Source organism: Bradyrhizobium sp. 14AA, assembly GCF_054185205.1.
On sequence record NZ_JAVAYM010000018.1, the window covers coordinates 24,283 to 38,573 of the forward strand.

Here is a 14,291-nt window from a genome sequence, read left to right on the forward strand (position 1 = left end):
CCCTTTAACCCCGCCAAACACCCCTTCAGTCGAGGTCCAGGAACATGTCCCGTCGCCTGATTTCCACCGGCTCCCCGTTCGAGAAGACCGCCGGCTACAGCCGCGCCGTGATCGACGGCGAGTTCGCCTTCGTCGCGGGAACCACCGGCTATGACTACGCGACGATGACGATGCCATCAGATGTCACGAGCCAGTCACGCAACTGCTTCAAGACCATCGAAGCGGCCCTGAAGGAGGGCGGTTTCGAGATGGCCGACATCGTCCGCGTGACCTACTACCTCACCGACATCAAGGACGCCGACGCCCATTTCGCCGTCTGCGGCGAAGTCCTCGGCGACATCCGGCCAGCAGCAACGCTTCTCGCGGTCTCGGCGCTCTACAAGCCCGAGATGAAGGTCGAGATCGAAGTCACCGCCAAGCGCCGCAGCGTCTAACAAGCGCCGCAGCGCCTGATCCACCCCTCACCCTTTATCCGCCAGCACGTTCCGGAGAAACCATCCCATGAGCCCCGCCTCGCAGATCTACGCGAAGATCACCGGTCCCATCGTCATGGTCGGCTTCGGCTCCATCGGCAAAGGCACCTTGCCCCTGATCGAGCGGCATCTCGATTACGACAAGTCGCGCGTCACCGTGATCGATCCCAAGGACGAGGGCCGCAAGGCGCATTGCGAGAAGCACAATGTGCGCTTCATCCAGAAGGCCGTGACAAAAGACAATTACCGCGAATTGCTGACCCCGCTGCTCACTGAGGGCGGCGGCCAGGGTTTTTGCGTCAATCTCTCGGTCGACACCGGCTCGACCGACATCATGGAGCTCTGCAACGAGCTCGGCGCTCTCTATATCGACACCGTCAACGAGCCCTGGCTCGGCTTCTATTTCGATTCCTCGAAGGGCCCGGAGGCGCGCTCCAACTACGCGCTGCGCGAGGTGACGCTGGCCGCCAAGAAGGCGCGGCCTAAGGGCTCGACGACGGCCGTTTCCTGCTGCGGCGCCAACCCCGGCATGGTCTCCTTTTTCGTCAAGCAGGCCCTGCTCAACGTCGCCGCCGATCTGAAGCTCAATGCCCCCAAGCCGAAGACCAAGGCCGAATGGGCGGACCTGATGCGGCAGGCCGGCATCAAGGGCATCCACATCGCCGAACGCGACACCCAGCGCTCCAAGACACCGAAAGAGCCTGACGTCTTCGTCAACACCTGGTCGGTGGAAGGTTTCCTGTCCGAAGGCGTGCAGCCGTCCGAGCTCGGCTGGGGCACCCATGAAAAATGGATGCCCGAGAATGCGAAGACCCACGAGGCCGGCTGCGGCGCAGCGATCTATCTGATGCAGCCCGGCGCCAACACGCGCGTCCGCACCTGGTGCCCGACCCGCGGCGCGCAATATGGCTTCCTCGTCACCCACAACGAGTCGATCTCGATCGCCGATTACTTCACGGTGCGCGACGCATCGGGCAAGGCGATCTTCCGACCGACCTGCCACTATGCCTATCACCCGGCCGATGATGCCGTGCTGTCGCTGCACGAGATGTTCGGCCGCGCCGCCAAGATGCAGGAGAAGCACCACATCCTCGATGAGAACGAAATCGTCGACGGCATCGACGAACTCGGCGTGCTGCTGTTCGGCCACGACAACAACGCCTATTGGTACGGCTCGCAGCTCTCCATCGAGGAGACCCGCAAGCTCGCGCCCTATCAGAACGCCACCGGCCTGCAGGTGACCTCTGCCGTGCTCGGCGGCATGGTGTGGGCGCTGGAGAACCCGAACGAAGGCATCGTCGAAGCCGACGAGATGGATTTCGATCGCCTGCTGGAAATCCAGCTGCCCTATCTCGGCCCGGTGAAGGGTTTCTACACCGACTGGACGCCGCTGACGGATCGTCCGGGCCTGTTCCCGGAGGATATCGACACGAGCGATCCCTGGCAGTTCAAGAATATTCTGGTGCGGTAAGGGGCGCGATAAGGGACGCGCTGCGTCGCGCCCCTTGCTCTACTGTCATGCCCCGGCTTGACCGGGGCATCCAGTACGCCGTGGCGTCTCGGCTCTGGCCTCACTGTCTCTGGAATACTGGATCCCCCGCCTTCGCGGGGGATGACACCGGGTGCGATGCTAGAGCGCGGCGACCGCCTACTTCTTCTCAATCGGCGGCGCGATCTTCTCGGCGGGCGCCTGCGGCAGTGCCGGCTTGGTAGCCGCGCCCTGGGTCTGCGGATCGGGCCGCGCCGGCTCGGGGGCCGGCGTGGTCGGCCGGTCGCCGCCGGGTTTCGACTCCGCGGGTGTCTTGCCCTGATCGTCGGAGGGCGAGCCCTGAAGCGGCTGCGTCGCCTGCGCCAGCTGCATCCGGCTTTCGGCGCGAATTTGCGCCAGCGATAGGCCTGACACCACGACACCTGCTGCGAACAGCGAGCAGGCGATCATCAGATCGAATTTCAGTCTGCGCTTGTCGGTAACGGGCATGTCGATCACCGCCTTTGTCCGCGGGATCAACGAAATTGCCGCTTTGCAGTTCCGCGTCTGGCGAGGCGGGAACCCGGCCCCTGCGCGCCAAAACGCCGCGCTCACTCCGTCGTGCTGACTTCCCACGTCGCGTGGCGCACGCCCGGCAGATGCTGGAGATCGGTCGCCACATTGTTCAGCTCGTTCGGGTCGACCGCGGTCGCGACCAGCTTGGCGACGATCTCCAGGAGGTCCTCGCCGATCTCGACCACATCGACATCGGCGACCGGATATTTCGCGGCCTCGAGCTTGTCGACGAGGCGATCGCGCATATCAGGCAGCGCGTCGACCGCAACCGCGAGCTTGAAATAATAGGTCGCCTCCAGCGCCTTCTCGTTCAGCGGGATGCGGTTGATGGCATTGACCAGCGGACGCAGCATGGTGTTGCCGGCGATCACGAACACGGTCAGCACCGCGGCCTGCGCGACAAGATCGGCGCCGGCACAGGAGCCGACCGCGGCCGAAGCCCACAGCGTCGCTGCGGTGTTCAGCCCGCGCACGTCCATGCCCTGCTTCATGATGACACCGGCCCCCAGGAAGCCGATGCCGGAGACGACATAGGCGATCACCCGCACCGCGCCGTCGGCGCCGGTCAGGTGCATGGCGAGATCGACGAAGGCGGCAGCACCGACCGCGACCAGCACATTGGTGCGCAGGCCCGCGGTGCGCTGGCGATACTGCCGCTCGGCGCCGATCAGCGTGCCCAGCACGAAGGCGGTGGCCAGGCTGACCAGCGTGTCGAGGAAGTCAGCAAGCTGGAAGGTCGTCAGAAATCGCATGGTCCCCTATACGGCTGGAACCATGACAGATCAAAGCTCCAGCAGACCGCCGTCCCCATTTTCGTCGGCAAACGCCAGTAGCGTGCCCTTGGCGTTCCAGGCGATCGCGGCCACGGGCGGCGTGCCGTTGCGGCGGACCAGGATCTCGGCGCCGTCTTCCAGCCGCACCATCAGCACGGTGCCGTCGCTGTAGCCGGCGGCGAGGATGTCGTTCTTGGGATGACAGGCGACCACCGCCACGCGCGCCTGGAGCGGCGCAAGCATCGCGGGCTCCTTGCCCATCGGGCCGTCCTTGCTGCCGAACGGCCATATGATGACGGTGTCGGCGCCCGAGGTCGCCAAGCCCTTGCCGCCCGCGCTCCACGACATCGAGCGGACGCGGCCGGGATAGCCGGTCATGCGCATGTGCCTGTTGTCGGCGAGCCGCCAGCCATGCAGCGCCGGTTCGTGCATCGCGGTGACCAGGAATTTGTTGTCGGGGCTGAAGGTGACCGCGTGATGCGAGCCGGCCCAGGGCAGGAATTCGGCCGATCCCTCCATGTTCGGAAACCACAGCGTCGCGCCGTTGTAATGGGCGATTGCGAGCCGCAGGCCCTTCGGCGCGAACGCAAGACCGCCGACGGTCGAGGGCACCTCGAGCGACTTCTCCTCGGCCTTGCCGCTCTTGACGGTCGCAATCTTGCCGGCCGACCAGGCGAACGCGCCATCCGAATGCACCGCCACCGCATCGATCCAGCGCCGCTTGGGATCGGTGGCGAGCAACGTCACCTCGCCCTTGGCGTCGAGCGAGACGACCTTGCCATTGTCGCCGCCCATGACGAGGCGCTTGCCGTCGGTGGCGGTCGAGAGAATGCCGCCGCTATGCACGGCGACCGTGCTGATCTCACCCTTAGCGTCGACGAATGCAACATTTTCCTCACCGCCGACGAAGGCGGCGCGGGGCCCGAGGAAATGCACTGAGGTCACGGCCATCCCCAGCGCGACCGGCTTGACGCGGTCGGTGACGGAGACGATCGAGGCGGAATCGGCGGCCGGCGTAAACTCTTTCATCACGAGACGATGCAGCTCTCAAAACCCTCGCGAATTGCCTTTTCCGGCAATTCGCGGCCGATGAAGACGAGGCGGCTCTCGCGCGGTTCGCCGTCCTTCCATTTCCGCTGGTGGTTGCCCTCCAGCATCATGTGGACACCCTGGAAGACATAGCGGTCGTCGTCGTCGTGGAAGGCGAGGATGCCCTTGGAGCGCAGGATCTTGCCGCCCTCGACCTGCACCAGGTTCTGGAGCCAGGGCATGAACACGTTCGGATCTAGCGGCTTGTCGGTCTTGAGCGAGAGCGACTGCATGTCCTCGTCGTGGTAGTGCTTCAGGCCATGGCCGTGATCATGGTGATGATGGTCGTGGCCATGGTGGTGATGATCATGGTCGTGGTCATGATCATCGGCCTCCAGAAAATCCGGCTCGATGTCGAGGATGCGGTCGAGGTCGAACGCGCCGCGATCGAGCACGTCGGCCAGCGCGACCGAACAGCGCTCGGTGCGGTGCAGCTTCGCATAGGGGTTGATGCCGCGGATGCGGGCCTCGACCTCGGCGAGCTCGGGCTTGGTGACGAGATCGGTCTTGTTCAGCACGATGACGTCGGCAAAGGCGATCTGGTTCTTGGCCTCGGGCGCGTCCTTGAGCCGGTCGGACAGCCATTTGGCGTCGGCAACCGTGACGACCGCGTCGAGCCGCGCGTTCTTCTGCACGTCCTCGTCGACGAAGAAGGTCTGGGCAACCGGCGCCGGATCGGCAAGGCCGGTGGTCTCGACGATGATGGCGTCGAACTTGCCCTTGCGCTTCATCAACCCGTCCATGATGCGGACGAGGTCGCCACGCACGGTGCAACAGATGCAGCCATTGTTCATCTCGAACACTTCCTCATCGGCGCCGATGATGAGGTCGTTGTCGATGCCGATCTCGCCGAATTCGTTGACGATGACGGCGTATTTCTTGCCGTGGTTTTCCGACAGGATGCGGTTGAGCAGCGTGGTCTTGCCGGCACCGAGATAGCCGGTCAGCACGGTCACGGGAATTTTCTGGGAGGGCGCTTCAGACATAACAACTCCGAGGTCGGGCTTTTTCGCGCGACGCGAGGCGGGGTGGCCCCTGCCCTAATGGTCAAGCGCACTGGTCAGGGCCTTTATATTGTGCCTGACCATGTCAATGTAAGTGGGTGCAGGCCCCTTTTCGCCGGTCAAACCGTCCGAAATCAGGGTCCCGCCGACCTTTGCGCCGGTCTCGGCGGCGATCCGCCGGATCAGCCGGTCATCGCTAATATTTTCCAGAAATACCGCCGGGATTTTCTGGGCCTTGATCTGGCCGATAATGGCGGCGATGTCCCGCGCGCTGGGCTCGGTTTCGGTGGAGACGCCCAGGGGGGCGACGAACTGGATGCCATATTCGGCGGCAAAATAGCCAAAGGCGTCATGGGTCGAGATCACCTTGCGCCGCTCGGGCGGGATTTTTGCGACGCCCTCCCGGACCTCGCGGTCGAGGGCTTCGAGCTTTTCCAGATAGGCTTTTGCCTGGCCGCGGAAGTACTCCGCGTCATCAGGACGGGCGCCTGCGAGCGCATTGGCGATGTCGGTCACGTAGATCCCGGCATTCGGCACGGACTGCCAGGCGTGCGGATCGGCGGCTGAACCGAGCTTGAGGGGCGTGATGCCGGCGCTTGCGGTGACGACCTGCGCCTTGCTGCCCGCGGACTGCACGAGGCGTGGCAGCCAGCCCTCCAGCCCAAGCCCGTTGACGATGACGAGCTTTGCCTCCGCGATCCGCTTCGCATCGCCCGGCGCCGGCGTGTAGACGTGGACATCGCTGTCGGGGCCGACCAGCGTCGTCAGATTGATGCGGTCGCCGCCGACATTGCGGACGAAGTCGGAGAGGATCGAGAAGCTCGCGACGACCTTGAGCGGTTCGGCCGCATGCAGCGGCGAGGCGATCAGCAGCAAGGCAAGGAGCAGAAAGCGCATCGTCACGCTTCCAGATGCCGGCCGGGAAACAGCTGCCGGACGATCCCGCCGACGCGGCCGAACAGGACGGAGACGATATAGATCACCGTCGCGACCAGGATGATCGCAGGGCCCGACGGCACGCGGGTCTGGAACGAGAGCACGAGGCCCGCATAACCCGAGACTGCAGCGGCGATCACGGCAATGCAGATCATGGCGGTGAGATCGCGCGACCAGAACCGCGCGATGCCGGCCGGCAGGATCATCAGGCCGACCGCGAGCAAGGTGCCGAGCGCCTGAAAGCCGTTGACGAGGTTGATGACGACCAGCGCGAGGAAAGCGAGATGCGCGGGGCCGCCGGCGCGGCTGACCGTGCGCAAAAACAAGGGATCGACGCTCTCGATCACCAGCGGCCGGTAGATCACGGCGAGCACGAGCAGCGTCACCGTGGCGTTGAAGGCGACCACCAGCAGGGTCTGGTCGTCCATCGCGAGGATGTTGCCGAACAGCACGTGGAGCAGATCGATATTGGTGCCCTTGATCGAGACGATGGTGACGCCGAGCGCCAGCGAGGCGAGATAGAAGGTCGCAAGCGAAGCGTCCTCCTTCAGCCCGGTCGAGCGGGCGACGACGCCGGCCAAAATCGCGACCGCAAAGCCTGCGATCAGCCCGCCGGCAGTCATCGCGAACAGATTGAGGCCGGAGAGCAGGAAGCCGACCGCGGCGCCCGGGAGGATCGCATGCGCCATGGCATCGCCGACGAGGCTCATCCGCCGCAGCATCAGGAACACGCCGATCGGCGCGCCTGCGAGCGACAGTGCGACGACCGCTGCGAGCGCGCGCCGCATGAACTCGAATTCGGTGAATGGGCCGATCAGAACGTCATGGATCATGGGATGTCACGCCGCCTGCGAGCGTCCATCCTCGGCGCAGGCCGTAGCACTGTCGTCGAAGGCTTCGCACATCCGCATCGCGACCATCAGGTTCTCCGGCGTCAGCACCTCCGCCGTCGGCCCCCACGCCACCGGGCCGCGCGCCAGCACCAGCGTCTCGCTGAAATGGTTGCGCACCATCTCCATGTCGTGCAGCGCGGCGAGCACGGTGCGGCCCTCGCCGTGCCAGTGCTTCACCAGCGCGAGCAGGTCAGTCGTGGTCTTGCTGTCGATGGCGTTGAAGGGCTCGTCGAGCACGATCAGGCGCGCATCCTGGAGCAGCACGCGCGCGAACAGCACGCGCTGCATCTGCCCGCCGGAGAGCGTGCCGATCGGCCGGTTCTCGAAACCGTTGAGGCCAACGGACGCAATCGCGCGGAGGATTTTGTCGCGCGCGGCCTTGCCGATGCCGCCGAACAGGCCGGTCCCGCGCCACAGCCCGGTGCCGACGAAATCGAACACCGAGATCGGGAAGCTGCGGTCGATCTCCGCGCTCTGCGGCAGATAGGCGATATCGCGGCTATCGAGGCCGCCGAGATGGATGCTGCCGTCGAGCGGCCTGAGGATTCCGACAATGCCGCGCAGCAGCGTCGACTTGCCGGCACCGTTCGGGCCGATCACGGCGACCAACGCGCCGGGCGCGACCTCACCATTGAGATGGTGCACGGCCGGATGCCGGTCATAGCCGAGCGTGACGTTGTGAAAGTGCAGCGCCGCCATCCTCACCTCATCGCCAGGAAGACCACGGCCCAGAGCAGGGCGCAGACGGCCACTGCAGCCGCAAGGCGGCCGGCCATGGTCATGCGCAGGATCGACCAGGGCGCCGCCTGGGCCGGATGCGGCGAGGCCGCATCGTGGACATGGGCGTGGGTGTGGTCGTGCCCGTGCGAATGGTCGTGGGAATGGCCATGAGCATGGTCGTGATGATGGACGTGGGACGCGGCGGGAACCATGCCGAGGACGTTATATTATAACATTACCCCTGTCCACGGCACCTCAGGGCTTGCCGATCACCATCGCGATGGCGGCGGCGACGAAGGGGAACGGCACCGACACCGCGCAGCGGAACCAGACGAAACGGGCCGGCATGAACGGGATTTCCCACAAGATCACCCGCTGGAAGGCGAACAGGGCCCAGGCGACGACGTAGGCGACCACCTGCGGCACCCCGCCGCCGGACTTCAGCGCCACCGTGCCGATGGAGAAGCCGATCACCGGTCCGCCGGGCGTGGCCGCGCCGGCAATCACGGCGCTTGCGACCCCCAGCCAGCCGCTGTCGGGACCGAGCCAGCCGGTGATCACCTCCTGCGGGATGATGGCGGCGATGTAGCCGGAGCCGATCACGCCGAGCGCGATCCGCGGCACGATGTTGATGAAGTCCATCGAGCCTTCGCGCAGCGAGGCCTTGAACACCGGAGGGCCACGGCGGAAGGCAATCAGGCCGACGCCGAACACCGAGCCCCACAGCAGGATGTCGATGAGGAGTGCCGCGCTCAATTCGCGTCCTCGTCGCTTTCGCGCTTCGGATAGAGCCGGACGTAGACGAAGCGGCCGAGCGCGCCGGCGAGCACCGGCAGCGGCAGCGAGATCAGGATCCGCCACAGCGTGAAATCGGTGCCCATGATCGGGATTTCCCAGGTCACCGCCCGGCCATAGCCGATCAGCGTCCAGCTCACGACCATGGCGATGGTGGCGCCGAAATCGGCGCCGACCGCGAGCAGCGCGCTCGCCACGGGATAAGCCGTGAAGGGCCCGCCCGGCAGGATCGCGCCGAAGGCGGTGCCGATCAGAAGGCCCATCAGGCCGGATTTCGGCCCGAGCGAGCGCGAGACTTTTTCGTGCGGCAGGATTTCCGAGATGAAGGCGCCGAGCAGGCAGCCGGCCAGCACGCGCGGCAGGATGCCGCCGAACAGCGAGAGATCGTGGGTGAGGATGTCGAGAACGCCGTCGGTGCCGTCACGCCGCCACACCAAGGCTGCGCTCACCGCCACCAGGGCCGCGATGATGATCGTCGACCAGCCGATCGGCTTGCGCACGCGTCCAGGCCGCGGTTCGGACTCCACGTCCTCGGCAGGCGCCGGCTTGTTCGGGGAAGGTTCTGACAACGGGTGTGGATCGGATCGAGGGTGATGCTCGATCCTGATTAAGGGCGCAGTCCACACGATGCAAACGGTACGATGACAGACCCGTGCGCGCGCCACGCAGGGCAATTCCGCACAGCAAAAAGGCGGACGCGCGGGCGACCGCCTTTTCGTTTCTGTCATTCCGGGGCGGCGAAGCCGAGCCCTGAAGACGCGTTGGCTTACGCCTTGTCGAACAGGGACTCGACGTATTCCCAGTTCACGAGGTTCTCGACGAACGCCTTGAGATAGTCGGGGCGGCGGTTGCGGTAGTCGATGTAGTAGGAGTGCTCCCAGACGTCGACGCCGAGGATCGGGGTGGCGCCGTGCACCAGCGGATTCTCGCCGTTCGGGGTCTTGGAGATCTCGAGCTTGCCGTTCTTGACCTGGAGCCAGGCCCAGCCGGAGCCGAACTGGCCGACACCGGCCGCCTGGAAGTCGGTCTTGAACTTCTCGAAGCCGCCGAGGTCCTCGTTGATCTTCTTCTCGAGCTTGCCCGGCAGCTTGGTGCCGCCGCCATTGGGCTTCATCCAGCTCCAGAAGTGGATGTGGTTGTAGTGCTGGCCGGCATTGTTGAACACCGCGGGGTTCTTGCCGAACGAGCCCTTGACGATCTCCTCAAGGGACTTGCCTTCCCATTCGGTGCCCTTGAGCGCGTTGTTGCCGTTGGTGACGTAGGCCTGATGATGCTTGTCGTGGTGGAATTCGAGCGTCTCCTTCGACATGAACTGGCCGAGGGCGTCATAGGCGTAAGGGAGTGGGGGCAGCGTGAAGGTCATGGGTTCTTGTCCGCAACTGGGTGGGGAACGTGTTCTAACGGTCACCCCTTATAGAAGGTTCCTCGGCCATTAAATACCTCTGAATTTGCGAAAACGCGTGATGCGGACGCCGGGACCGATTGCATAAAATCGTCACAGCACGCGGACATTCGAGCAGGCTTGATGGCTCGACGCAAAATATCATTGCCTTTGAAGTGCTTATGGCAGAACGAATGCACCGCGAACCGAACATGCGAAGGACAGGCAATGAGCATCGAGATCGACATCTTGAACGGCGATGCCTCGTGGCCGATCGCCGAGCCGCTGCATCAGGCGGTCTGGGGACCACATATCGTCGCGGACAAGCCCTGGGCTCACGTCAAATGGGATAACGCCCAACTTCGCGTGCTGATCGAGACGCCCGAGGACGGCCTCGTCTGCCATGTCGGCATCTACTTCCGCACCATCACCTGGAACGGACAGAAGGCGCATATCGGCGGCATCGGCGGGGTCTGCACGCGCGAGGACCGGCGCGGCCGCGGCTATGCGACCATGGCAATCGACGCGGCGGTGCACACCATGCGCGCCAACGAGGCTGTCCGCTTCGCGCTGCTGTTCTGCGAGCCGCACAATGCCGCGTTCTACGAGGCCCGCAAATGGCGCCCCTTCACGGGCGAGGTCTATTGCGAGCAGCCGGAGGGACGGATTCGCTTCACCCACATGGCGCCCTACGTCTTCGACATCGTTCGTGCGCCGACGCTCGGCACCATCGACCTCTGCGGCTTGCCCTGGTGAGCCCTGCGTGAGGCGCGGCTGGCGCGGGCCCAACGCGCCCTATAACATGTCGGTCATCATTCAATATTCCGCCCGGTGAACATGACGATCGACGCCCCGATAGACGCCGCCCCGCCGCGTGCCCCGGCCGCCGCGCGTGCCCCGGTCGCCTTCCCCATCGCCAGCCTGCTGACGGCGCCGATCCTGCCGACGCTGCTGCGGCTCGCGATCCCCAACATGATCGCGATGGTCGGAAGCACGCTGGTTGCGATCGCCGAGACCTCCTATATCGGCCGACTCGGCACCGTCCCGCTGGCTGCCATCGCGCTGGTGTTTCCGTTCGCGATGCTGACGCAGATGATGAGCGCGGGCGCGATGGGCGGTGGCGTGTCGTCCGCGATCAGCCGGGCGCTCGGCGCAAATGACCGCGACCGCGCCGCGACGCTGGCACTGCATGCCGCCATCATCGGTCTCTGCGGCGGACTGTTCTTCACGGTGATGATGCTGGTCTTCGGCCGCTCGTTCTTCACGCTGCTCGGCGGCCGCGAGCGCGTGCTCGAGGAGGCCAGCGGCTATTCACAGGTGCTGTTCTCCGGCGCGGTCGCGATCTGGCTCGTCAACACGCTGGCCTCGGTGATCCGCGGCACCGGCGACATGCGCCTGCCCTCGATGACGCTGATCGGGGCGAGCGTGCTCCAGATCGCACTCGGCGGCACGCTGGGGCTCGGCCTGTTCGGCGTGCCGCAATTCGGTATGCCCGGTGTCGCCGCCGGCCAGCTGATCGCCTTCACCTGCGCCGCGATCTTCTTTCTCTGGTATCTCCTGTCCGGCCGCAGCCGGCTGCCGCTGGATTTCCGCGCTTTCCATTTCGAGCGCGCGATGTTCCTGGACATTCTCAAAGTGGGCGCGGTCGCCTGCCTATCGCCGCTGCAGACCGTGCTCACCATCCTGATCTTCACGAAGATCCTCGCGACCTTCGGCACCGAGATGCTCGCCGGCTACGGTATCGGCTCGCGGCTGGAATTTCTGCTGATCCCGATCACCTTCGCCTTCGGCATCGCCTCGGTGCCGATGGTCGGCTTGGCGATGGGCGCCGGGCATGTCGCGCGCGCACGGCGCGTGGCGTGGACGGCAGCGGCGGCCTCGGGCCTCACCGTCGGCACGATCGGACTCGTCGTTGCGCTCGATCCCGCGCTGTGGGTGTCGCTGTTCACGCGCGATCCCGGCGTCACCGCCGCCGCGCACAGCTATTTCCACTGGGCCGGACCGGCTTTCGCGTTCTTCGGCATCGGCGTGTCGCTGTACTTCTCCTCGCAGGGCGCGGCCCGCGTCGGCGGCCCCGTGCTCGCCTCCACGGCGCGGCTTCTGATCGTCGCGATCGGCGGCGTCGGCCTGATGATGGCGCAGGCGCCGGCCTGGACGTTGTTCGCGCTGGTCGGCGGCGCCATGGCCGTGTTCGGGCTCTTGACCGCAGCCTCGGTCGCGCTCGCGCAGTGGGGCAAATGAGCGCAGGCAAATAAGCGCGGGAATGTGATTCCATCCAGCGTTGCACTATCCTGCCGGGCTGCTATGGAGGCGCCTCCATTTTCGAGGCTCCCTCCATGACTTCCAGATTCGCTGCTCTCATCGTCATCCTGGCTGCACTGTTTGGCGCGACTGCCGCCCACGCGCAGAGCGCCGACGGGACCTGGCTGACCCAGGCCGGCGATGCGCGCGTGAAGATCAGCAAGTGCGGCGGCGGCATCTGCGGCAACATCGTCTGGCTGCGCGAGCCCTACGATACCGCGACCGGCCAGCCCGCCACCGACAGCAAGAATCCCAATGCCGCGCTCGCAAGGCGCCCCATGATCGGCCTGCCGCTGTTCAGCGGCATGCAGCCCTCAGCGCCGAACAAATGGTCGGGCCAGATCTACAATGCCGACGACGGCAGCACCTATGCGAGCAGCGTCAGCGTAACAGGCGCGGACTCACTGCGGGTCGAAGGCTGCGTCGGGGCGCTCTGCGGCGGCGAGACCTGGACGCGCGCGGGGCGATAAGATCGACGAACTCTCGTGCCCCGGACGCAGCGCAGCACAAAGTGGTGCGCTGCAGAGCCGGGGCCCATCGCAGTGTGGGTCCCGGCTCCGCGCAGCGTCACTGCGTGCCGCAGCGCGTCCGGGACACTAAAATCTTTTACCCCATCATCGCCTTCAGCGCCGTCGCCGCCGAGGCGTAGCCGCCGCGCGCGCCGTCGATGAAGTGCACGTGATCGCTGCGCAGCGCCGACGGCGTGAAGCAGGTCATCATGGCGGCGTCCTGCTGGTGGAGGCCGTAGCGCACGACGCCGTCGCGCGCAGCGGTCGCGAGACGATCGCTGAGGGCGCGTTCGAGCTCGCTGGTGCAGTCGAGGATCATGCGCAGGCCGTCGTCATATTTCCTGAAGTCGGAGTTCTCGACCACCTGGCGCTTGTAGAGATTGGGCACGAAGCCGCCGACCTTGAGGTCGAAACGCATGATCAGATAGACGAACAATGTGTAGGCGAGCACGCTGGCGCGGCGTGCAAGCAGCGGACCGCCGCGCTTGGTACGGGCTTCGAATTCCAGCCCCTGCGGCGGCCATTTCAGGGGCGGCCCCTGCGGCGGCACCGGGCGGCTACCATCCGGACTGCGTTCGACGAGATGGATGATGTCCTCGATCACCTTGCGGAACGCCTGCGGATCGGCGCCGCGCGCCGGCATCACCAGCACCGACAGGATCAGGCCGCGTGCGGCCGGCATCACCTCGAAGCGACACGACAGGCCGGACAGATCGGGCTGCGTGCCGGCGGGCGCCTCCGCGACCGCAAACTCGCCGCGCTTCATCGCGGCGTCGGCGAAGGCGAGCCCGCCGCCGGAGAACATCGCATAGGACAGGTTCGCCGACGGACCGAAGCGTGCGACGCGCACGTCGAGCCCCTGCGCGCGGATCGCGCCCACCGGCACCAGCGCGACGCGCATTTTCAGATCGAGATCTTCCCGCACCCAGGTCGCGGTCGCGGCCAGCGCTTCGCGGGCAGCCGCAAGATCGTCAGGCGCGACCGCAAAACTGGCGCCGTCGCCGCCGAACACGAAGGGGAATTCGCGTCCCTCCAATGCGTTCGTCACCGCCGCGATCACGGCGGCACCGGCCATGTTGACCGCCTTGTAGCGCTGCGCGGCGATCGCCTTGGTGGAATCGACGATGTCGGCCACCCCGATGCTCCACGCGTCCGGCAGCGGCGAATAGAGCGCAGGGTCCATCAGGCTGGTGAAGCCGCGAAAGACCGGAATGCCGCCATAGAAGGATTCGCCAGATGTCATCGGGAGATGCCGGATGGTTGGGACGCGTGTCCGAAAGAAATACGTGGCAGGATCGATCCGGGTTCGCCGGCCGGCGCCCCCTTTCAATCTTTGGCCGAAACGGGGTCGGACAACAAGATCGCGCCGCAAT

At 65.6% G+C, this 14,291-nt stretch carries 17 protein-coding genes; 5 read left to right on the top strand and 12 right to left on the bottom strand.

Annotation, left to right across the window (positions count from 1 at the left end; translation table 11 throughout):
• Positions 1 to 44 precede the first annotated feature (44 nt).
• A complete protein-coding gene (locus tag RAD15_RS27860; protein ID WP_458181421.1) occupies positions 45 to 434 on the top strand; it encodes a RidA family protein in 390 nt (129 codons plus the stop codon).
• Between the two features lie 67 nt (positions 435 to 501).
• A complete protein-coding gene (locus RAD15_RS27865; RefSeq protein WP_458181422.1) occupies positions 502 to 1,944 on the top strand; it encodes a homospermidine synthase in 1,443 nt (480 codons plus the stop codon).
• A gap of 177 nt (positions 1,945 to 2,121) precedes the next feature.
• Here the strand turns inward: RAD15_RS27865 and RAD15_RS27870 are convergent, their stop codons facing one another.
• The 11 genes from RAD15_RS27870 to RAD15_RS27920 form a co-directional block, all read right to left on the bottom strand.
• The gene (locus RAD15_RS27870; protein WP_458181423.1) at positions 2,122 to 2,451 is read right to left on the bottom strand and encodes a hypothetical protein; all 330 of its coding nucleotides are present in this window, start codon (positions 2,449 to 2,451) and stop codon (positions 2,122 to 2,124) included.
• A 101-nt stretch (positions 2,452 to 2,552) separates the two neighbouring features.
• The gene (locus tag RAD15_RS27875) at positions 2,553 to 3,269 is read right to left on the bottom strand and encodes an MgtC/SapB family protein (RefSeq protein ID WP_458181424.1); all 717 of its coding nucleotides are present in this window, start codon (positions 3,267 to 3,269) and stop codon (positions 2,553 to 2,555) included.
• 30 nt (positions 3,270 to 3,299) lie between these two features.
• The gene (locus tag RAD15_RS27880; RefSeq protein WP_458181425.1) at positions 3,300 to 4,319 is read right to left on the bottom strand and encodes a WD40 repeat domain-containing protein; all 1,020 of its coding nucleotides are present in this window, start codon (positions 4,317 to 4,319) and stop codon (positions 3,300 to 3,302) included.
• Complete coding sequence (locus RAD15_RS27885; RefSeq protein WP_458181426.1) at positions 4,319 to 5,365, bottom strand: CobW family GTP-binding protein; 1,047 nt, start codon at positions 5,363 to 5,365, stop codon at positions 4,319 to 4,321. The genes RAD15_RS27880 and RAD15_RS27885 overlap by 1 nt, the downstream gene beginning before the upstream one ends.
• A 54-nt stretch (positions 5,366 to 5,419) precedes the next feature.
• Positions 5,420 to 6,280: a metal ABC transporter substrate-binding protein gene (locus RAD15_RS27890; protein ID WP_458181427.1), complete on the bottom strand. Its 861-nt coding sequence runs from the start codon at positions 6,278 to 6,280 to the stop codon at positions 5,420 to 5,422.
• Between the two features lie 2 nt (positions 6,281 to 6,282).
• Complete coding sequence (locus tag RAD15_RS27895) at positions 6,283 to 7,152, bottom strand: metal ABC transporter permease (protein ID WP_458181428.1); 870 nt, start codon at positions 7,150 to 7,152, stop codon at positions 6,283 to 6,285.
• A gap of 6 nt (positions 7,153 to 7,158) precedes the next feature.
• A complete protein-coding gene (locus RAD15_RS27900; protein WP_458181429.1) occupies positions 7,159 to 7,911 on the bottom strand; it encodes a metal ABC transporter ATP-binding protein in 753 nt (250 codons plus the stop codon).
• 2 nt (positions 7,912 to 7,913) lie between these two features.
• A complete protein-coding gene (locus RAD15_RS27905) occupies positions 7,914 to 8,144 on the bottom strand; it encodes a hypothetical protein (protein ID WP_458181430.1) in 231 nt (76 codons plus the stop codon).
• Between the two features lie 43 nt (positions 8,145 to 8,187).
• The gene (locus tag RAD15_RS27910) at positions 8,188 to 8,688 is read right to left on the bottom strand and encodes a hypothetical protein (RefSeq protein WP_458181431.1); all 501 of its coding nucleotides are present in this window, start codon (positions 8,686 to 8,688) and stop codon (positions 8,188 to 8,190) included.
• Positions 8,685 to 9,296 carry a permease gene (locus RAD15_RS27915; RefSeq protein WP_458181432.1) on the bottom strand — a complete coding sequence of 204 codons (612 nt, stop codon included), beginning with the start codon at positions 9,294 to 9,296 and terminating at the stop codon, positions 8,685 to 8,687. The genes RAD15_RS27910 and RAD15_RS27915 overlap by 4 nt, the downstream gene beginning before the upstream one ends.
• Positions 9,297 to 9,493: 197 nt before the next feature.
• The gene (locus tag RAD15_RS27920; protein WP_166082753.1) at positions 9,494 to 10,090 is read right to left on the bottom strand and encodes a superoxide dismutase; all 597 of its coding nucleotides are present in this window, start codon (positions 10,088 to 10,090) and stop codon (positions 9,494 to 9,496) included.
• Between the two features lie 246 nt (positions 10,091 to 10,336).
• Between RAD15_RS27920 and RAD15_RS27925 the strand changes: the two genes are divergently transcribed.
• From RAD15_RS27925 to RAD15_RS27935, 3 genes are all read left to right on the top strand, one after another.
• Positions 10,337 to 10,864, top strand: a complete 528-nt coding sequence (locus tag RAD15_RS27925) for a GNAT family N-acetyltransferase (protein ID WP_458181433.1) — start codon at positions 10,337 to 10,339, stop codon at positions 10,862 to 10,864.
• An 81-nt stretch (positions 10,865 to 10,945) separates the two neighbouring features.
• Positions 10,946 to 12,349, top strand: coding sequence for an MATE family efflux transporter (locus tag RAD15_RS27930; RefSeq protein WP_458181434.1), 1,404 nt, complete (start codon positions 10,946 to 10,948; stop codon positions 12,347 to 12,349).
• A 95-nt stretch (positions 12,350 to 12,444) separates the two neighbouring features.
• On the top strand, positions 12,445 to 12,879 hold the full coding sequence (locus RAD15_RS27935) for a DUF2147 domain-containing protein (RefSeq protein WP_458181435.1): 435 nt from the start codon (positions 12,445 to 12,447) through the stop codon (positions 12,877 to 12,879).
• Positions 12,880 to 13,015: 136 nt separating this feature from the next.
• Here RAD15_RS27935 and RAD15_RS27940 read toward each other — a convergent pair whose 3' ends face one another.
• Positions 13,016 to 14,161, bottom strand: a complete 1,146-nt coding sequence (locus tag RAD15_RS27940) for a DUF3095 domain-containing protein (RefSeq protein ID WP_458181436.1) — start codon at positions 14,159 to 14,161, stop codon at positions 13,016 to 13,018.
• Positions 14,162 to 14,291: the final 130 nt, after the last annotated feature.